The organism is Zoogloea sp., from assembly GCF_030157465.1.
Classification (GTDB): domain Bacteria; phylum Pseudomonadota; class Gammaproteobacteria; order Burkholderiales; family Rhodocyclaceae; genus Zoogloea.
This window is the reverse complement of record NZ_JAOAUU010000012.1, coordinates 1-20,262: the sequence shown is the minus strand read 5'-3', so window position 1 is coordinate 20,262 and position 20,262 is coordinate 1. Positions and strand designations below refer to the sequence as shown.

Annotated in this window: 10 protein-coding genes; 3 read left to right on the top strand and 7 right to left on the bottom strand. The window is 67.8% G+C overall.

Going from position 1 to position 20,262, the window contains the following annotated elements:
- Positions 1-103: 103 nt before the first annotated feature.
- Both fusA and Q1W26_RS01770 read right to left on the bottom strand, forming a co-directional pair.
- A complete protein-coding gene (gene fusA, locus Q1W26_RS01775) occupies positions 104-2,158 on the bottom strand; it encodes an elongation factor G (RefSeq protein ID WP_300435066.1) in 2,055 nt (684 codons plus the stop codon).
- 111 nt (positions 2,159-2,269) lie between these two features.
- Positions 2,270-4,021, bottom strand: coding sequence for a SulP family inorganic anion transporter (locus Q1W26_RS01770; protein ID WP_300435063.1), 1,752 nt, complete (start codon positions 4,019-4,021; stop codon positions 2,270-2,272).
- A 326-nt stretch (positions 4,022-4,347) separates the two neighbouring features.
- Here Q1W26_RS01770 and Q1W26_RS01765 point away from each other — a divergent pair, with 326 nt between their 5' ends.
- Positions 4,348-9,030 carry a PAS domain S-box protein gene (locus Q1W26_RS01765; protein ID WP_300435061.1) on the top strand — a complete coding sequence of 1,561 codons (4,683 nt, stop codon included), beginning with the start codon at positions 4,348-4,350 and terminating at the stop codon, positions 9,028-9,030.
- A 168-nt stretch (positions 9,031-9,198) separates the two neighbouring features.
- The gene (locus Q1W26_RS01760; RefSeq protein WP_300435168.1) at positions 9,199-10,356 is read left to right on the top strand and encodes an MFS transporter; all 1,158 of its coding nucleotides are present in this window, start codon (positions 9,199-9,201) and stop codon (positions 10,354-10,356) included.
- A 15-nt stretch (positions 10,357-10,371) separates the two neighbouring features.
- Here Q1W26_RS01760 and Q1W26_RS01755 read toward each other — a convergent pair whose 3' ends face one another.
- Genes Q1W26_RS01755 through Q1W26_RS01735 form a run of 5 tightly spaced genes read right to left on the bottom strand, consistent with a single transcriptional unit; the run spans position 10,372 to position 18,617 of the window.
- Positions 10,372-12,210 (bottom strand): alpha/beta fold hydrolase, encoded by a 1,839-nt coding sequence (locus Q1W26_RS01755; RefSeq protein ID WP_300435059.1) that lies wholly within the window; start codon positions 12,208-12,210, stop codon positions 10,372-10,374.
- A gap of 37 nt (positions 12,211-12,247) precedes the next feature.
- Positions 12,248-13,387 (bottom strand): ABC transporter permease, encoded by a 1,140-nt coding sequence (locus tag Q1W26_RS01750; RefSeq protein ID WP_300435057.1) that lies wholly within the window; start codon positions 13,385-13,387, stop codon positions 12,248-12,250.
- Positions 13,388-13,400: 13 nt separating this feature from the next.
- Positions 13,401-16,136, bottom strand: coding sequence for a ribosome-associated ATPase/putative transporter RbbA (gene rbbA / locus Q1W26_RS01745; RefSeq protein ID WP_300435054.1), 2,736 nt, complete (start codon positions 16,134-16,136; stop codon positions 13,401-13,403).
- Complete coding sequence (locus Q1W26_RS01740; RefSeq protein ID WP_300435051.1) at positions 16,133-17,203, bottom strand: HlyD family efflux transporter periplasmic adaptor subunit; 1,071 nt, start codon at positions 17,201-17,203, stop codon at positions 16,133-16,135. Before Q1W26_RS01740 ends, rbbA begins: the two co-directional genes overlap by 4 nt.
- A 16-nt stretch (positions 17,204-17,219) precedes the next feature.
- Complete coding sequence (locus Q1W26_RS01735; protein WP_300435048.1) at positions 17,220-18,617, bottom strand: efflux transporter outer membrane subunit; 1,398 nt, start codon at positions 18,615-18,617, stop codon at positions 17,220-17,222.
- 244 nt (positions 18,618-18,861) lie between these two features.
- Here Q1W26_RS01735 and Q1W26_RS01730 point away from each other — a divergent pair, with 244 nt between their 5' ends.
- Entirely contained in the window at positions 18,862-19,500 is a 639-nt protein-coding gene (locus Q1W26_RS01730) for a TetR/AcrR family transcriptional regulator (protein ID WP_300435046.1), read from the top strand.
- The last annotated feature ends 762 nt before the right edge of the window (positions 19,501-20,262 follow it).

The following is a 20,262-nucleotide window of genomic DNA, read 5'->3' as shown; positions in this document are numbered from 1 at the left end:
AAAGCCGCTTCCCCGGAGTTCATCCAGGGAAACGGCTTTTGTTTGCCAGACGTGCATTCCGGGGGCACCGGGGGGGCAACCCCCATCTCTCCCCGGTTCAAGCCTACTGCTGGTCGCCGCTGCGCTTGCCCGCGTGCTCCCGGGCGAGGCGCTGCTGCACATCCATCGGGGCCGGTTCGTAGTGGCTGAAGGCGATGCTGCAACTGCCGTCGCCACCGCTGATGGACTTGAGGCGGGACTCGAAGCCGTCCATCTCGGCCATCGGGATCTGGCTGGTGATTTCGGTCCAGCCGGGTTGCGGGCTGTCGGTGCCGGTCACGCGGCCGCGGCGGCCCGAGAGTTCGGCGCTGATGCCGCCAAAGTGCTCGTCGGCGATGCGCACGGTGAGCGTGACCAGCGGCTCCAGCACGATCGGCCGGGCGCCCTGAACGGCTTCCTGAACGGCGTGGCGGGCGGCGGTGACGAAGGAGATTTCGTTGGAGTCGACGGCGTGATGCTTGCCGTCGAAAACCGTCACCTTCAGATCCTGCAGCGGAAAGCCGGCCATGACGCCTTCGGCGATGGCTTGGCGCACGCCCTTTTCGACGGCCGGCATGAAGTTGAAGGGAATCGTGCCGCCCTTCACCTCGTCGGCCAGGGCGAGGCCGGCGCCCCGTTCCAGGGTTTCGACGCGCAGCGCGACTTCGCCAAACTGGCCGGCGCCACCGCTCTGCTTTTTGTGGCGGTAGCGGGCTTCGGCGCTGCCGGCGATGGTTTCGCGGTAGGGGATTGCCGGCGGGCGGGTGCCGAGGCTGAGGTTCCAGCGGGTTTTGAGGGCGTCGAGGGCGACCTTGAGATGCACTTCGCCAAGGCCGCGGAGCACGGTTTCCTTGGCCTGGGCGTCGTGCTCGACGCTGAGGCAGGGGTCTTCGTCGAGGAGGCGGTGGAGGGCTTCGGAGAGCTTTTGCTCGTCACCGTGCTTTTCGGGCAGCAGTGCCAGACCGAAGACGGCCTGCGGGTAGCCGGGGGGCACCAGGTGGAAGTGGTCTTCGTCGTGGGAGTCGTGGAGCACGGCGTCGCGGTGGATGTCATCGACCCGCGCCACGGCGCAGATGTCGCCGGGAATGCCGATGTCGATCTCGGTCTGGTTCTTGCCCTGCACGCGCAGCAGGTGGCCGACCTTGAAGGGCTTGCGGGCGTCGCCGATGAACAGCTGGCTGTTGGGCGTGACGCTGCCCTGGTGGATGCGGAACAGGCCGAGCTTGCCGCGGAAGGGGTCGTTGCTGACCTGGAAGACGTGGGCGATGACGTGCTTGTCGGCGTCGGTGGTGGCGCTGACCGATTCGGCGGCGGGGCCTTCGCCCTTGAGGAATTGCGGCGGGTTGCCTTCGGTCGGGTCGGGCAGCAGGCGGCCCATGATGTCGAGCAGCTCGGTGATGCCGGCGCCGCTGCGGGCCGAGGTGAAGCACACGGGGATCAGGTGGCCTTCGCGCAGGGCTTGCTCAAAAGGGTCGTGGAGCTGTTCGGGCTGGAGGGATTCGCCCTGTTCGAGGTAGAGCGCCATGAGTTCTTCGTCCACCTCTACGACCTGATCGACGATGCGGTCGTGGGCGTCGCGCACGCTGGAGAAGGCCGCTGCGGCGGCGTAGTCGGGCTTGAAGAAGCAGTCGATGACGCCGGCGCCGCCGGCGGTGGGCAGGTTGATCGGCAGGCATTCCTTGCCGAAGCTGGCGGTGATGCGTTCCATCAGGGCGGCAAAATCCACGCCCGGTGCGTCGATGCGATTGACGACGAGCATGCGGCACTTGCCGGCCGCGGCGTCCATGGCCTTGCGGGTGACGGTTTCGACGCCGGCCGCGGCGTTGATGACGACGACGGCGGTTTCGACCGCGGGCAGCGTGGCCAGCGCACGGCCGAGAAAGTCGGGCAGGCCCGGGGTGTCGAGAACATTGACCCAGTGTTCGGCCCATTCGAGGTGGGCGAGGGCGCTGTTGAGGGAGTGACCGAAGGCTTTTTCTTGTGGGTCGTAGTCGCTGACGGTGTCGCCTTTTTCAACCGAACCGGCTGCACCGATGGCGCCGGCGGTGGCGAGGAGTTTTTCCAGCAGGGTGGTTTTGCCGCTGCCGGACTGGCCCAGCAGGCTGAGGTTGCGGATGTCGCTGACCGAGGTGGGTGTCATGCTTGCTCCCTGTGCTGTTTTATTGTCAAAGCCGAAAAGCGGGATGAAACAAAGTATCTGCCTGTGATTCTGCGAGAACAACGATCCAGGTCAACAAAGGCGCGCCGCCCGCTACCACTCCAGCCCGCGGCGCACCGGCGGGGCTGCGCCGATGCCACCGAGAGGGGGCAGGAGCTGCTGCAGGGCATCGTCTTCGGTGCGGTAGCCGGCGTGGGGGACGAGGTGGGGCCACAGGCCGGTGCGCTCCATCACGTCGATGACCTGCTTCTTGAGGCCGCAGCAGGCGAGCAGCCGGCCGTCGGCTTCAAGCTGGCGGTTGATGCGGCGCAGGGCGTCGATGCCGCTGGCGTCGATGGCGTTGATGCCGGCGCAGGAGAGCAGCAGGGTGCGGGTTTGCGGGTGGTCCCGGCAGGTGGCCAGCACGGCGTCTTCGAAGGTGGCCGCGTTGACGAAATGCAGCGGGCCGTCGAAGCGCAGGATGGACAGTTGCGGGTGGGCCGGGGCCAGCCCGAAGCGTTCGGCGTCACGCCAGGTGCCGTCCGGGTGGCGGCCGAGCAGGGCGACGCGGGGTTTCATGCTGCGATAGATCAGCAGCGCCAGCGACAGCAGCAGGCCGGCGAGGATGCCGATCTCGACCCGTGGCGCGAAGGCCAGCGTGGCCACGAAGCACACGCTGCCGGCGAGACCGTCGTCGCGGCCGCTGCGCCAGGCGTCGCGCAGCGGATGCACCGACAGCAGGCCGGCAACCGTGACCAGGATGACCGCGGCCAGCACCGGGCGCGGGATGTGGGCGATCGGGCCCGGCACGGCAAGCAGCGCGGCCAGCACCACCAGCGCGCCCACCACCGAGGCCAGCCCGGTGCGGGCGCCAGCATTGAGCAGAAAGGCCGAGCGCCCGAAGGAGCCGCTCACGGGGTAGGCCTGGCAGGCGGCGGCGGTGAGCTTGGCGAGGCCCTGGCCGATGAGTTCCTGGTTACCGTTCCAGCGCTGGCCGGTGCGCGCCGAGGCGAGTTTGCAGCTCGACATGGCTTCGATGAAGCTGACCAGCGCGAGCACGAAGGCGGCGGGCAGCAGATCGGTGGTCTGGGCCCAGTCGGCGCGGGGCAGGGCAAACGCGAAGACCTGCTCCGGCAGCGTGCCGACCACCCGCCCGCCGTCGGCCTCGAAGCCGGTAAGCCAGGCCACGCTGCTGAGCGCCGCGACGACGATCAGCACGCCCGGCCAGCGCGGCAGGTAGCGGCGCTGGGCGGCGAGCAGCACGATGGCGGCGCCGCCCAGCGCGGCAGAGGGCAGGTGGATGTCGGGCAGCGCGAGGGCCAGGTCGACGATCGCCTCGATGAACGGCCGCTGGCCCGCCGCGCCCACTCCGAGCAGGGTGGGCAACTGGGCGGCGCAGATCAGCAGCGAGCAGGCGTTGATGAAGCCGTGCAGCACCGGGTGCGAAAGGAGGTCGGCAAAGTGGGCCAGACGCAACGCGCCAAAGGCCACTTGCAGGATGCCGGCCAGCAGCGCGAGCTGCACGGCCAGCATCAGCCAGGTTTCGGAGCCGGGCAGGGCCAGGGGTGACAGGGCGCTGGCCGTGAGCAGGCTGGTGAGGGCCACCGGGCCGGTATTGAGCTGCGCCGACGAGCCCCACAGGGCGCCGACGATGCTGGGCAAGAGCGACGCGTAAAGCCCCACGTAGGCCGGCAGGCCGGCGAGCTGGGCGTAGGCGAGGGCCTGCGGAACGGCCACCAGCGCCACCGTGAAGCCGGCCAGCAGATCGGTGCGCAAGGTGGCTGCGTCGAGCTGGCGGCGCCAGGCAAGGAAGGGCAGCAGGCGGGGGAGCAGCTGGCGCAAAGTGGGCGTGAGTGCAGGCAGCATCTGGGGGCGTCGGGTTGGGGCGGGTGACTGGCGCGTGGCGGGAAGTTTAGCCCGGCTGGGTCTGCTCATGGCGGGCGGGGCGGGGTTTGAAAGGTGCCGCAGTGGCCCAACTATTTCACACCCTGCAGGTGTCTGCACTAAAGAAGCCGCCTGCGGCGTCGATAAGTTGCCAAGCTGTGTCCTCGCGCAAATAGTCTGTTTTTTCTGCAGTTTTACCTACCGAACTCCTTACAGGTGACTTTCGAATTCTTCATTTTCGCTTGCGAAGGCTTGCCGACCGGCTGGTGTGCGGCGGCGGTCGTGCTGCGGAAGGCAGGGGGGCGTGCATGAACCTCCGGATTGCGCGTGTTGTTCTCGTGTATGCCGTGTTTGCCTCGGGCTGGATCCTGTTTTCGGACAGCCTGGTAAGTGTGTGGCTGTCCGATCCGGATTCCATTGCGGCTGCCAGCACCTTGAAGGGCTGGGTTTTTGTTGCAGTCACGTCCTTGCTGCTGTGGGCCCTGCTGCACCGCCAGATGCCCGGCGGCATGTCTGCACCCTCCGCGCGTCGGGGGGCGGGGGTACGTGCCCTCGTGCTGCCCTTTGTATTGTTCGCTCTGGGTGTTGTTGCGCTGGCTTACGACAGCGCGGTGTTCACGCTGCGTGAACGCAATACCCAGGAGTTTCGACGCCTGGAGGCGATTGCCGACCTGAAATCCGGGCAGCTCTCCCAGTGGCTCGATGAAAGGCGGGCCGATGCCCGCGCGGTGGCCGGCAATTCCGGCCTCTCCGCCCTGCACGAAAAGTGGCGGCGGGACCACGACGAGGAGGCGCGGGCCGGCGTGCTTGCGGCCCTTGATTCCGTGCGCAGCGCCTACCACTACGGTCGTGTGGCGCTGGTGGACGGCGAGGGCCAGCAACTGCTGACAACGGGCGAGCGTTTCGTGCCGGGCCTCATCCTGATGGACGCGGTTCGCCGCGCCATCAGGGAGGGGCAGGTGGTGGAAACGAGTTTTTACCGGGATGTCGCGGGGCGCCTGAACGACCCGGTGCACCTCGATTTCGTGGTGCCGATGGCCACCCGGCCCGGGGTTCCGCCACTGGCCCTGGTGCTGCAGGCCAATCCGGCCCTGTTTCTGTTCGATTACCTCAATACCTGGCCGGTGCCCAGCCGCACCGCCGAAACCCTGCTGTTCCGGCGCGATGGCGGCGATCTGCTGTTCATCTCGCCCCTGCGCCACCGGCCCGGCCCGCCGCTCAGCGAGCGCATTCCGCTCAGTCGTCGCGACGCGTTCAGCGTGATGCTCGCCGAGCACCCGGAGCGGGCTGGCCGCGCCTTTGAGGCCCTGGATTACCGGGGGATGCCCATCGTCGGTGTGGGGCGGCAGATTCCCGGCACCGACTGGCTGATGGTGGTCAAGATCGACCAGGACGAAATCCGCGAGGCGTCCCGCGGCTTGATTTTGTGGATCATCCTGGCGTCGGTTTTTGCGCTGTTCGCGTTTTGCGTTGCGGGGGTGCTGATCATGATGCGCCGCGAACTGGCGCAGGCTCACCGGCGCGAGGAGGCCCAGGGCAGGCAGCTGCGTGAGTTGCAGCTGCTCGATGCGATTGCGGAGGGTTCGACCGATTCGATCTTCGTGAAGGATGTGGACGGGCGTTACCTTTTCGTGAGCCGTGAAGTCTCGCGCCTGAGCGGGATCGGCGTCGAGGATCTGATCGGCCGCGACGACGCGCACTTGCTCGCGCCGGACGAGGCGGCCTATGCCCGCCAGACCGACCTGGCCGTGATGGCCGCCAATGCCGTCATGACCTACGAGGAGGTGCTGAGCACCCCTGCCGGGCGCCGCACCTTCAGTGTCACCAAGGGGCCGCTGCACGGGCCCGACGGAAAGGTGGCGGGCGTCTTCGGTATCGCCCGCGACGTGACGGCCTTGCGCCGCGACGAGGAGGCGCTGCGCGAGCGCGAAGAAATCTACAGCGCCATCGTCAATCAGGCGACGGACGGGATTGTCCTGCTCGACATGCAAAGCCGGCGTTTCACCGAGTTCAACGATGCGGCCTGCCACAGCCTGGGTTACTCCCGCGAGGAGTTCGCCCGCCTGACCGTGCAGGACATCCAGGGCGGGCTCTCGCCTGAAGAACTGGAAGCGCTGCTGCGCAGCATCGAAACCCGTGGCGAGACACGCAACTTCGACAGCATCCACCGGCGTGCGGACGGCTCCCTGCGCCAGGTGGAGCTGAGTTACCGGGCCATCGAGATCCGGGGGCGCAGCTATCTGGCGGGTATATGGCGTGACATCGACGAAAAGCGCCGTGCTGCCGAGCAGTTGCTCAAGCTGTCGCTGGCAGTGGAGCAGAGCCCGGTGAGCGTCATCATCACGAATACCGAAGGGACGATTGAATACGTCAACCGCGCCTTCGTCGAGCGCAGCGGCTACCCCGTCGAAGAGGTGGTCGGCAAGCGGGCGGGCTTCCTCAAATCGGGCCAGACGCCAGCGGCCACCTACCAGGCGCTGTGGGCGGCCCTCAAGGCCGGCGAGGCCTGGGAGGGCGAATTCATCAACCGGCGGCGGGACGGCAGGCTGATGGTGGAGTTCTCCCGCATTTGCCCCATCGTTCAGCCCGACGGGCGTGTTTCCCACTACCTGAGCGTGCAGGAGGACATCACCGAGCGCAAACAGGTGGACGCCGAGCTGGCCCGCTACCGGGATCAGCTGGAGCTGCGCGTGGCCGAGCGGACCGGCCAGCTCGAGCAGGCCAACCTGGTGTTGTCCCAGCGTTCGGCCGAGCTGGAAATCGCCAAGGAGCAATCCGACGCGGCCAACCGGGCGAAGAGTGCCTTCCTCGCCAACATGAGCCATGAGATCCGCACGCCGATGAATGCCATCATCGGCATGATCCACCTGCTGCGCCGCAGCGTGGCGGACGAGGAAGCCCAGGGTCGCCTCCAGAAGGCGAGCGACGCGGCCGGGCACCTGCTGACGATCATCAACGACATCCTCGATCTCTCGAAGATCGAGGCCGGCAAGCTGACCCTCGACGAGGTGAATTTCCGGCTCGAGGACGTAGTCCGCAAAGCCTGCGCGCTGGTCGCCGACCGGGCCTGCCAGAAAGGCCTGGAGGTGGTTGTCGATGTGGATGAAGTGCCCGACCGGCTGTGTGGCGATGCGACCCGCCTTGGCCAGATGCTCGTCAATTACCTGGGCAACGCGGTGAAGTTCACCGATGCCGGCGTGATTCTGCTGCGCGCCCGCACCGAAGACGAAAATGCCGATTCCGTCATGCTGCGCTTCGAGGTGATCGACACCGGCATCGGCATCGACGAGGACACCCGGGCCCGGCTCTTCGTGCCCTTCGAGCAGGCCGACAGCTCGACCACCCGCCGCTTTGGCGGCACCGGCCTTGGTCTTGCGATCACCAGCCACCTGGCCCGCCTGATGGGGGGGCAGGCCGGCGTCGAAAGCGAATTGGGCCGGGGCAGCAACTTCTGGCTGACCGTGCGCCTGGCCAGGGGCGCGCGGGGCGCGTGGCGCACCCAGCCCCTGCCGGCCCTGCATGTGCTGCTGGTGGACGATGTCTCGGCCGCCCGCCAGGCCGTGGGGGCCATGCTCACCACCCTCGGCGTGCGTGTCGTGAGCTGCGAATCGGGCCCTGCCGCGCTCGTCGAAGTGAAGAACGCCGAGCAGAACGGCGACCCCTTCGACTTTGTGCTGCTGGATGCCGGCATGGCGGTGATGGATAGCGTGCAGACGGCACAGCGTCTCGGCCAGCTCGACTTGATGACCCCGCCCCGCTGGATTCTCCTGACCTCCGGCGACGATCTGCGCCAGCAGGAGCGCGCGCAGCAAAGCGGCGCAGCCGGGGTGCTGGCCAAGCCGGTGATCCTGTCGAGCCTGGGCGCTGCGATCCGGGCCTGCCTGAACCGCGCGGAGGTGCCGGCACCGTCCGCCATCCTTGAACTGCCCGGCGAAGCCGTGCTGGCCCGGGAGCACCGGGGCGCCCGCATACTTCTCGTTGAAGACAGCCCGGTCAATCAGGAGGTCGCCCTCTCCTTGCTGGAGGGCGTAGGCTTGAGGGTGGATCTCGCCGAGAACGGGGCACAGGCTGTCGAGGCGCTCGGCGCGCCTGGCCCGGGTGGCGAAAGTCCCTACGGCCTGATCCTGATGGACATGCAGATGCCCGTGATGGACGGCCTCGAGGCCACGCGCGAGATTCGCCGCCGGGGGCATGCCCGGGTATCCATTATTGCCATGACTGCCAATGCCTTTGGCGAAGACCGACAACGCTGCCTGGAAGCCGGAATGAACGATCATCTGCCCAAGCCGGTCGATCCGGCGATGCTCTACTCCAAGATGCTGCAATGGCTGCCGCAGGCCGATGCCCCGGCTGGCGCCGAGCCGGCGCCTCCCGCCGAAGCGGTGCAGGTCGCCGCGCCTGACATCCGCACGCAGCTCGACCAGATACCGGGGCTGGACGTGGCTTACGGGCTCAAGAACCTGCGCGGGCGAATTCCCAATTACCTGCGTCTGTTGCGCAAGTACGCCGAAGGCCACGCCGGCGACGCCGATCGCATCCGCGCCGAACTGGCCGCCGGCAACATGCCGGAGCTGCGCCGCCTGGCCCATTCCCTCAAGGGCGTGTCGGGCATGATCGGCGCGGTCGGGGTTCAGGAGGCGGCGGCCGAGCTCGAGGCCGCGATCCGCGAGGAACTCGATGCGGCCACCATCGACACGCGCCTCGAGGCCGTGGCCGGGGCCCTGGCCGCTACCGTGACGGCCATCCTGCAGTTACCCGAAGAGGCCCTGCCGGTGGAAGACCCGGCCCCTGACATGCAGCGTGTGGCCGAACTGCTTGGCCGGCTCGAGACCATGCTGGCCGAGGGCGACGTGGCCGTGATGCGCGTGGCCCGCGAGTCGGGCGGGCTGCTCAGGGCAGGCCTGGGTGCCAATGCCGTGCGCTTCGAGCAGGCTCTCGATGACTATGACTTTTCCAACGCCCTGGCGCTGCTGCGTACCCACAAGCCCTGATTGACCCGGCAGGGCTTCTGGCGGATGCTGGCCGGCCGATTTCGCCCGCATCCGCAGCACAGAGCCATGTCGCACCCCACGCCTCCCGTTTCAGCCGGCATCCCGGCGCCCTCCCGGCCTCCGGCCTCTTCGTACTGGCCGCTGATCCTCGCCGCCTCCGCAGTACTGATGGTCACCGTCGGCGTGCGACTGTCGCTGGGCCTGTATGTTTCGCCGATGAACACCGCCACCGGCATCGGCATTGCCGGCATCAGCTTCGCGCTGGCGGTGTCGCAGTTTGTATGGGGCGCCTCCCAGCCGATCTTCGGGGCCGTGGCCGACCGCTACGGGCCGGCCGGTTCGCTCTTCGGCGGTGCGCTGCTGATGGCGCTCGGGCTGGCGCTCACGCCTTTTGCCACCAGCGAATTCACGCTCACGCTATGCCTTGGCATCATGGTTGCCGCCGGCGCGGGCGCGGGCAGCTTCTCGATCTTGCTGGGTGCCGTGTCGCAACGCCTGCCGGCCGACAAGCGGGCCTTCGCGTCGGGCTTCATCAATGCCGGCGGCTCTTTCGGGCAATTCGTGTTTGCGCCGCTGTCCCAGTTCATGATCGGCGCCTATGGCTGGATGACGGCATTGTTCGGCCTGGCGGCAATGACGCTGCTGACGCTTCCGCTTTCGTGGCCGCTGCGCCACAAGGCCGAGCACCCGGCGGGCGGCGCGGCGGTCAGCGTTGGAATGGGCGAGCAACTGCGTATCGCCTTCAAGGATCGCAGCTACTGGTGTCTGCACGCCGGCTTTTTCACCTGCGGCTTTCACATCGCCTTTCTGGTCACCCACCTGCCGGGGGCGGTGGATTTGTGCGGTCTGCCGGCCAGCGTGTCGGCCACCTCGCTGGCGCTGATCGGCCTTGCCAACATCGTCGGCAGCATCAGCGCCGGGATTCTGGGCCAGCGCTACCGCATGAAATGGCTGCTGTTCTGGATGTACGGCTCGCGGGCGGTGCTGGTGGGCCTCTACCTCGTGGCGCCGAAAACCGATCTTACTTTTTATGCCTTTTCCATCGGGCTCGGCCTTACCTGGCTGGCCACCGTGCCGCCCACGGCCGGGCTGGTCGGCAAGCTTTTCGGCTTGCGCTACCTGGGCACCCTGTTCGGCCTCACGCTGCTGTCGCACCAGACCGGCGCATTTTTTGGTGCCTGGCTGGGCGGGCTGGCGCTGGTGGAGTTCGGCAACTACGACTGGATGTGGTACGCCGACATTGCGCTGGCGGCTGCGGCGGCGCTGGTGAACCTGCCGATCCGCGAAGCGCCGCTGCGCCCCGCGGCGGCCTGCGGGGCGCGCTGAAACGGCGTTGGCGGATTACTTTTCGAGCACGTAGCTGCCCGGCGCGTCGGCGTGGGCCGGGTAGCGAGGGGTGCCCAGGGGCGGGGGTGCGACGGGCCTGCCGGAGTGCGCGGCCAGCCAGGCCGTCCATTCCGGCCACCACGAACCTTCGCTGCGGGGAGCGATGGCCAGCCATTCTTCGGGGGGCACGTAATTGCCGCCGGCCGGTCGTTGCAGAGCCTGGTAGTGGCGGTGCGGCCGGCCGGGTTCGCTGACGATGCCGGCGTTGTGGCCGCCGCTGGTGAGAACGAAGTGCACCTCGCCGGTAACGAGGTAGTGCAGCTTGTGCACCGAGCGCCACGGTGCCACGTGGTCGGTGAGCGTGGCCACGCAGAAGCTCGGGGTGTGGATGTCGGTGAGCGATACCGGTTTGCCGCCAACGCGGTAACGCCCTTCGCTGAGCGCGTCGTTGAGAAAGAGCTGGCGCAGGTACTGGCTGTGCATGCGGGCCGGCATGCGGGTGGTGTCGGCGTTCCAGGCCATCAGATCGTTCATCGGGGCGCGCTCGCCCATCAGGTATTCGCCCACCATGCGCGACCACATCAGGTCGTAGGAGCGCAGCAGCTGGAAGGCGCCGGCCATCTGCCCGGCGGTGAGATAGCCGGTTTCCTCCATTTGCGCTTCCAGCAGGCTGACTTCGCCTTCGTCGATGAACAGTGCCAGTTCGCCCGGTTCGGTGAAGTCGGTTTGCGCGCAGAACAGGCTCATGGAGGCCAGCCGCGGGTCGCCGTCGCGGGCCATGGCGGCATTGGCGATGGCGAGCAGGGTGCCGCCGAGGCAGTAGCCGGTGGCGTGCACCTTGCGGCCGGGCACGATGGCGTCGATCGCGTCGAGCGCGGCAAAAAAGCCGAGCTGGAGGTAGTCGTCCATGCCGAGGGTGGCTTCGTCGCGGCCGGGGTTCTTCCACGAGATGCAGAACACCGTGTAGCCCTGGCCGACCAGGTATCTGATCAGCGAGTTGTGGGGCGACAGATCGAGGATGTAGTACTTCATGATCCACGCCGGCACGATCAGAACCGGCTCGGAGCGCACTTTTGCGGTGCTCGGCGAGTACTGGATCAGTTCCATCAGGCGGGTTTTGAGCACCACCTTGCCCGGCGTGACCGCTACGTCGCGGCCGACCACGAATTCTTCCGCACCGGCCGGCGGGTTGCCGCTGGCGAGACCGGCGATGTCGTGGGCCGCGTTGCTCATGCCCTTCAGCAGGTTGAGTCCGCCGGCGGCCAACGTGCGTTGCAGCACGACCGGGTTGGTCGGCAGGTAGTTGCCGGGCGAGAGCACGTCGAGCAGTTGCCGGGCGGCGAACGAAACCACCTGCTCGTGGTGGGCGGATACGCCGGAGATGCCGGTGGTGGCGGCCTGCCACCATTCCTCGGCAAGCAGGAAGGACTGGTGCATCAGGTTGAAGGGCCAGCGCTTCCACTCGTCGGCGGCAAAGCGTTTGTCCTGGGCGGGCGGCTCGACGCACTGCTGGGCGGGGCAATCCGGCCTGGAAAGGGCGAGTGCGCCGGCGTATTCGGCGAGGCGGCGTGCCTGATCCTGGGCGAGCCTGGCCAGTTCGAGCTGCTTGCCCGGCGAGCCGGCGAGATGGCCGGCCCAGTCCACCGTGGCGAGCAGCAGCGAGACCGGCGACACCGACATCGTGGCGCGCGCGACAGCGGCCTGGAAGCGCACGTCGAGGGGGTTGCGGGGCCGCGGAATTTCGGTGGTTGCGGCAGGGGCCGGCGGCGCTGATGCGCGCGCGGGAGCGATCTTGCTGGCGGGGGTGAGGGCAGTGGTGGAAGGCGTTTTTGCCCCGGGTTTGCGCGTGCTCATGTGCAGTTTCTCCTCAATCGGGATGTCGCGTGGCGGGTCAGCCCTGCATCGTGCTGATGGTGCGACGCAGGCGTTGGTGGGCGAGGGCGAAGAAGACCGCGCCGATCGCTGCCACCATCAGGAACTGGGGCCACACCACGTCGAGGCCGGCGTTGCGGAACAGCACCGCCTGGGCCAGGCTGACGTAATGGGTGGTGGGGGCGAAGGACATCAGCCAGCGCACCATGTCGGGCATGCTCTCGCGGGGGGTGAGGGCGCCCGAGAGAATCTGCAGCGGCAGGAGCACGAGGATGGACATCAGCCCGAACTGCGGCATGTTGCGCGCCAGGGTGCCCATGTAGATGCCGATCGAGGCGGCCGCGAAGAGGTAGAGCAGGGTGCCCAGCCCGAACAGCACGGCCGAGCCGTCCACCGTGACGCCGAGCGCGCCCTTGACCATGAACTGCAGCGACAGGGACGAGGCAATCAGCACCACCACGCCCATCGACCACACCTTGGAGAGCATGATTTCCAGCGGCGTGACCGGCATCACCAGCAGGTGTTCGATGGTGCCGTGCTCGCGCTCGCGAATCAGGGCTGCGCCGGTGAGCAGGATGCCCAGCTGGGTGACGTTGTTGATGAGGGCGGTGATGGCGGCAAACCACGAAGCGTTGAGGTTGGGGTTGAACAGGCTGCGCGGCACCAGCTTGACCGGCGCCGGCGCGGCCGCCCGGTAGCGGGCGGCAAAGGCGCGGATCTCGTCGTTGATGATGCTCTGGATGTAGCCGGTGCCGGTTTGCGCCTGGCTCTGGCGGGTGGCGTCCACGTTGAGCTGGATGGAGGGCGCGCGGCCGGCCAGCACGTCGCGCTGGAAGTTGGGCGGAATGTCGAGCACGAAAGTGTGGAGACCGGCGTCCATGCCCTTGTCCATGTCGGCCAGGCCTACGTGCACCGGCGGGATGAACTGGGGCGGCTGGAGTGCGTCGAGGATGCGGCCGGACAACTGCGAGCGGTCTTCGTCCACCACCGCAATCGAGGCCCGGTGCAGGCTTTCGGGCTTGGAGTGGGCGTCGGAATAAATGGCCACGCTGAACATGAAGAGGATCAGGAACAGCATCGTCGGGTCGCCCAGCAGGCTGTGAAACTCCTTGATGCCCAGGTGCCAGGTGTTGTGGAGGTGGCTGCTGTGCCGGCCCATGATCGATCCTTTTTCAGCGTGCCTGCTTGTTGAGCAGCAGCGCCGAAGCCAGGGTGAGTACCGGAATGGCGATCAGGAGCGGAATGAACGCGCTGCCCAGATCGGCAAAGCCCAGCGCCTTGGAGAAGGTGCCGCGGCAAATCGTGAGGAAATGGGTGGTCGGGTAGGCCATGCCGACCCAGGCGCCGACGCCTTCCAGCGACGACACCGGGTCGAGCATGCCGGAAAACTGGATCGCCGGCAGCAGCGTGCCGATCGAGGTGCCGACCATCGCGGCGACCTGGCTTTCGGTCACCGTCGACATCAGCAGCCCGAGCCCGGTGGTGGCGGTGACGTACAGCAGCGCGCCAAGGCACAGGGCCGCGAGGCTGCCCTTGAAAGGCACGTTGAACAGCGTGATCGCAAGCACGAAGAGCAGCACGAAGTTGAGCAGCGACAAGCCGATGTAGGGCAACTGCTTGCCGAGCAGGAATTCAAGCTTGGTGACCGGCGTGGTGTAAACATTGAGGATGGAGCCCATCTCCTTTTCGCGGACCACCCCCAGGGCGGTGAGCATGGCCGGGATGAACACCAGCAGCATGGGGATGACCGCCGGCACCATCGCCACGAGGCTGCGCATTTCGGGGTTGTAGCGGTAGCGCACGGCGACGTCGCCGAGGCCGGCGCTGCGGCTGCCGGTGGCCGCGGCGACGCCTTCGGCCAGGGTTTGCGCGTGCAGGCCCATCACGTAGCCGCGGGCCACTTCGGCGCGCATGGGCATGGCACCGTCCAGCCACACGCCGATTTCGGGCACCGCGCCGCGGGCCAGGTCGCGACCGAAGCCGTGGGGGATTTCCAGGGCCATCGCCAGTTCGCCGGCGCGCATGCGCTGGTCGATGTCGGCGTGGCTTTGCAGCGGGGCTTTCTCGGAAAAATAGCGCGAGCCGCTGATGCGCAGCGTGTACGACTCGCTGGCCGCGCTGCGGTCGAGGTCCAGCACGGCGTAGTTGAGGTTTTCCACGTCCATGCTGATGCCGTAGCCCATGACCAGCATCAGCAGAACGGTGCCGAGCAGGGCGAGGGTGAGGCGAAAGGGGTCGCGGCGCAGCTCTACGGCTTCGCGCCGGCTGAAGCTGAAGAGGCGGGCGAGGCTGAAGCGGGGAATGTGGCCGGATGGCGGGTTGGCCGGCGTTGCGGGTGCCTGCGGCACGGCGGGCGTGGGGGCGCTCTTTGGGGCCAGCGTGATGCCGCTGGCCTCGGCAAGGTAGCCGACGAAGGCGTCTTCGAGGCTGGCCGCGCCGCGTGCGGCAACCAGTGCGGCGGGGGTGTCGCTGGCGAGGATGTGGCCGGCGTGCATCAGCGAGATGCGGTCGCAGCGCTGGGCCTCGTTCATAAAGTGGGTGGTGATGAAGATCGTCACGCCATCCTTGCGCGACAGGTCGATGATCAGCGCCCAGAAGTGATCCCGGGCCACGGGGTCGACGCCCGAGGTGGGTTCGTCGAGGATCAGCACGTCGGGCTGGTGCAGCACCGCCACCGCCAGTTGCAGGCGCTGGCGGATGCCCAGCGGCAGCGCGTCGGGCAGCGCGTCCATCACCGGGGTCAGGTCGAAGCGCTTGGCCAGTTCAAGGATGCGGGCGTCGCCCTCGGCCCGGGACAGCCTGAACAGGCGCGCGTGCAGCTGGAGGTTGCGCCGCACCGACAGCTCGCCATACAGCGAAAAGGCCTGCGACATGTAGCCCACGCGGCGACGGGTTTCGATGTTGTCGGCGTCGAGCACTTCGCCCAGCAGCCGGGCCTCGCCTTGGGTGGGCGGCAACAGGCCGGTGAGCATTTTCATGGTGGTCGATTTGCCGCAGCCGTTCGAGCCGAGAAAACCGAAAATCTCGCCCCGCCGCACCTGCAGGTTCACGTCGTCCACGGCGATGAAGTCGCCAAAGCGCATCTGCAGGCCCCTGGCCTCAATCACCACTTCGCCGGCGGCAAGGGGCGGGATCGTCAGCCCGGTGTGGCCGCCGCGCCGGTCTTCGGGCAGCAGCGCCAGAAAGGCTTCCTCCAGCGTGGCGGCGCCGGTGCGGGTGCGCAGTTCGGCCGGTGCGCCGGTGGCCAGCACGCGGCCACTGTCCACGGCCACCAGCCAGTCGTACTGCTCGGCCTCTTCCATGTAGGCGGTGGCGACCAGCACGCTCATACCGGGGTGGTCGGTGCGGATGCTCCCGATGAGATCCCAGAACTGCCGCCGGGACAGCGGATCGACGCCGGTGGTGGGCTCGTCGAGGATCAGCAGGTCGGGGTCGTGGATCAGCGCACAGCACAGGCCGAGCTTCTGTTTCATGCCGCCGGAGAGTTTTTGCGCCGGTCGATCGGCAAACCCGGCCAGGCCGGTGGCCTCGAGCAGCTCGGCGATGCGCCGCTCGCGCTCGGCTTTGGGCTGGCCGAACAGGCGGCCGAAGAAGTCGATGTTTTCAAAAACCGACAGCGTGGGGTAAAGATTTTTGCCGAGGCCCTGGGGCATGTAGGCAATGCGCGGGCACACCGCCTCGCGGTGGCGCTGGCTGGCCATGTCGCCGCCGAGCACCTCTACCGTGCCCTGCTGGATCTTGCGCGCCCCGGCGATCAGGCCCAGCCAGGTCGATTTGCCGACGCCGTCGGGGCCGATGAAGCCGACCATGCAGCCGGCGGGCAGCTCGAGGTCGACCCCGTCCGCCGCGAGCACCTTGCCGTAGCGGTGGGTCAACCCGGCCAGGCGGATGACCGGGGCGGGTGTCACGGCAGCTTCACCTGCAGTTCGGCGGGCCAGTCGCGCTGGGCATCGAGGCGCAGGTGCGCCATGCCGGGCAGGCCGGTTTTGACCTGTTCGGGGTATTTTTTAAGCAGCTCGGGGTCGATGCGCGCCTTGACGCGAAACACCATTTTCTGGCGTTCGCTCTGGGTTTCGACGGTTTTGGGCGTGAATTGGGCCACGCTGGCCACGTAGGAAACCTGCGCCGGAATCACGAACTGCCGCGCCGCGTCGAGCGCGATGCGCACCTCGCTGCCCAGCGCCACGCGGCCAGCCGCCATTTCGGGCAGGAAGAAGGTCATGTACACGTCGCCGATATCCAGCAGGCTGACCACCTTGCCGCCGCCGCCCACCACCTCGCCGGGTTGCACGACGCGGTATTGCACGCGGCCGCCCCGCGGGGCCTTGAGCACGCCGTCCTCGAGTTCGGTCTTGAGGCGGTCGGCCGCCGCGTTGGCCGCGTCGATGCCGGCTTCGGTTTGCGCCACCTGGGATTCCGCGGCGCCGATGGCCGCCTTGCTGGCGGTGATCTGGGCCTCTGCCACCGCCACGTTGGCCGCGGCATTGCTGGCCCGTGCGGCATCCTCGTCGGCCTGCTGGGCCGAGGTGGCACGATCGGCGAGGAGGGCTTTCGAGCGGGCGCTCGTCTTTTTGGCCACTTCGAGTTCGGTATGGCGCTGGGTGAGCACGGCGACGGCCATCGCCGCGTCGGCCTTGCGCTGGGCCACCAAGGCCAGCGCGGTCTGCCGGGCGCTGCGCGCGTTGGCTACCTGGGCGCGGGCCTGGGCGAGCTGGGCGTCGATGGCGCGGGTGTCCATTTTTGCGATGACATCACCGGCCTTCACGAAGTCGCCCTCGTTGACGAGGATTTCGGCGACGCGGCCGGCGGCCTTCGCGGCGACGTCCACTTCGGTGGCTTCGATGCGGCCGTTACCCCGCACGAAGGCGCCATCGTCGGCGGGCGGGCGGGCAAACTTCCAGGCCAGGGCCAGCACCGCAAGCAGCGCCACGGCGAGCGCGCCGCGGGTGAGCCAGGTCTTGTGTTCGGGTTTCATCGTGCGTCCTTTGCGCTCAGGCGGGCGTGTTGCCACCGAGCGCCTTTAAGAGATTGACGGTGCTGCTCATGTGCGCCCGGCGCAGTTGCACCAGCGCCTGCTCGGCGGCAAACAGGGCGCGCTGGGCGTCGAGCACATCGAGGTAATTGCTCACCCCGCGTTCGAAGCGCAGGGAGGCCAGACGGGCGCGATCGGCTTCGGCGGCAACCAGCGCCTGCTGCTCCCTGACCTGCACGGTCAGCCACTGCCGGGCGGCGAGGGCGTCGGCCACTTCGCGAAAGGCGGTCTGGATGGTGGCCTCGTAATCGGCCACGGCCACGCGCTGTCGCGCTTCGGCCAGTTCGAGCCCGGCGCGGGTGCGGCCGCCGTCGAAGAGCGGCATCCGCAGCACCGGGGTGAAGTTCCAGCTGCTGTTGCCGCCGCGGAACAGGCCTTCGAGTTCGGCGCTGGCGGATCCGCCAAAGGCGGTGAGCGTGATGTTGGGCAAAAAGGCGGCGCGGGCGGCGCGAACGCTGGCTTGGCTTGCTGCGAGCCGCTGCTCGGCGGCGCGAATGTCGGGGCGGCGGGTGAGCAGGCCGGACGGCAGGCCGGGCGCCAGCGGTGCCTCGAGGCCCTGCGCGGCAAGCGCTGCGGGCGCGGGGCCGGGCGGCGGGGCGTGGCCGACGAGTTGCGCCAGCAATGCGTCGTTCTGGGCGCGCTGGCGTTCGAGGGCGGCCAGCTCGCCGCGGGTGTTGATCAGCAGGCTTTCCACCTGGCGCAGTTCGAGGTTGGAACTGCTGCCCACCTCGGCGCGGCGCCCCATGATGCGGAAGGATTCTTCGCGGGTCACGAGGGCTTTGCGGGCCAGCACGATGCGCTCGTCCAGCTCGCGGGCCAGCAGGTGAATGTTGGCCACTTGCGCGATCAGCCCCAGCTCGAAGGCCCGGCGGGCTTCGTCACTGGCCAGAAACTGCGCCAGCGCGGCTTCGTTGAGGCTGCGCACGCGGCCCCAGAAATCGATTTCGTAGGCGCTGAGATTGGCCCCGGCCCGGTATTGCCCCGATACGGTGGCAGCCCCGGTCACCGAGAGATCGGCCGGGGTGCGGGCGCGCGAGCCGCTGGCGATGACATCGATGCCGGGCCGGCTGCCGGCCTGCTGGATGTCGTAGAGGGCGCGAACCTCGGCGACGCGGGCGACGGCAAGCTTGAGGTCGCGGTTGTGGGTGAGGGCGCTGTCGATCAGCGCCAGCAGGTGGGGGTCGGTGAATAAGCTGCGCCAGTCGGTGTCGGTGCGCTCGGCCGCGTTGTGCTCAAGGCCGGGGTAATGGGCCGGAATGACCGCCTCCGGCGCGGTGTCGGCCGGCGGCGTTGCGCACGCGGCGAGCCCGCCAATCAGGCACCACAGGACACTGCGAGTGATCCGGGTGAGCTTCACGATGACTCCTTGCCAATTCACCCATTGCCAGGCGATGGCGTCTGGCGTCCTGGTGTTTTGGGTATTTCAACACCTGTTGGAAAAATCGGCAAGCGTGAAAGCCGGCGTTAAGTGTTTGACGTGAATCAGGTTTGATCGAGGTCAATAATTTTCAACGATTGTTGGATTGCGTTGCCGACGAGCCTGGCGTTATCGTGGTTTGTCGCGTTCGCCCCGCATTCCTGCCCTTGAAAGATTCCGTCCCATGACCATTCCGGAACCCCTCCGCAGCCCCGGCCGCCCCCGTGGCGGTGATTCCGATTGCCGTGACCGGCTGCTGGCCGCGGCGATGTCGGCTTTTGCAGGCAGCGGCTACGAGGGCGCCAGCCTGCGCGCGATCGCCCTTGCCGTGGGCTTCGATGTGTCGATGGTGGCCCATTACTTCGGCTCCAAGGCCGAGCTGTGGCTGGCGGTGGTCGACGAGGCCGCTGAGCGCATGCGGGCCGCTCATGCGGAAATCGCTGCAAAACTCTACGCCCCCGGCGTAAGCGCCGCGCAGCGGCTCCGGCAGGGCGTTGAATTCCTGTTCGACCAGATTGCCTCTGACCCCCGGCTGGCCAGCCTGGTCTTGCGCGAGGCGAGCGGGGAGGGCGAGCGGGCGGTCTGCGTCGAGGAACGTCTGATTCGGCCCAACCTGGCGTTTTACCGGCCGCTGTGGGAGGAGGCGATGCGCGAGGGGGTTTTTGGCGAATCAGATCCGGTGGTGGCCCATGCGGCGATGATCGGCGCGATTGCGCTGCTGGTATCGTCGCGGGCGTCGATTGCCCGGCTGGTGGGCGGGGAGATGGATCTGGCGCGGTTGAGGGAGGAGTTTTGCCGGGGAGTATTCGGGCGTGCTGTTTAATGACGTGTCGTTGGCCGGGTCTCGCCCCGGCGGGCGACCTACTTTCTTGCTTCGCCAAGAAAGTAGGCAAAGAAGGCGACCCGGCTTCACCGGTCGGCCTGCGGCCGACTGCCCTGCGCTGCTCGCAACAGGCGGGGCCTTCCGGGGCTGAACTCGCCGGCTCAGCCGGCTCAAACAGCAGCCCCGGATACTGCGCTGCTCGGCGGCTCAGACGGGCTTCAGGGGGCCACCGAGCCTTTGCTGTGGTCGCGGTTGTTTCTCCGGCGGGTTGAAGCTCCGGTTTTTCGGATCGTTGGTTATATGCAGGCGTTCCCGTTGTTGGCGTGTCGTTGGCCGGGTCTCGCCCCGGCGGGCGACCTTCTTCTTTGCGTCGCCAAAGAAGAAGGCAAGAAAGGCGACCCGGCCATACCGGTCGTCCGCTATCGCGGCCGACTCCCCTGCGCTGCTCGCAGCAGGCGGCCGTCGCGGAACTCGCCGGCTGCGCCGGCTCAAACAGCCGCGCCGGACTTCTCCGCCTGCTGCTGTGCTGCTCGGCGGTATGGAACGGGCTTTGCACGGCTACCGAGCCCCTGCGGAACCGACTGGTGTTATCCATGCACTCAAAGCCAAGCTGCCGGCGGGTTGAATTGCCGCTGTCGCTTCCGAACAGGCTCGGTGCTTCCAGATAGCCCGTCTGAACCGCCGAGCAGCGCAGGGGAGTCGGCCGCCAGGCCGACCGGTGAAGCCGGGTCGCCTTCTTTGCCTACTTTCTTGGCGAAGCAA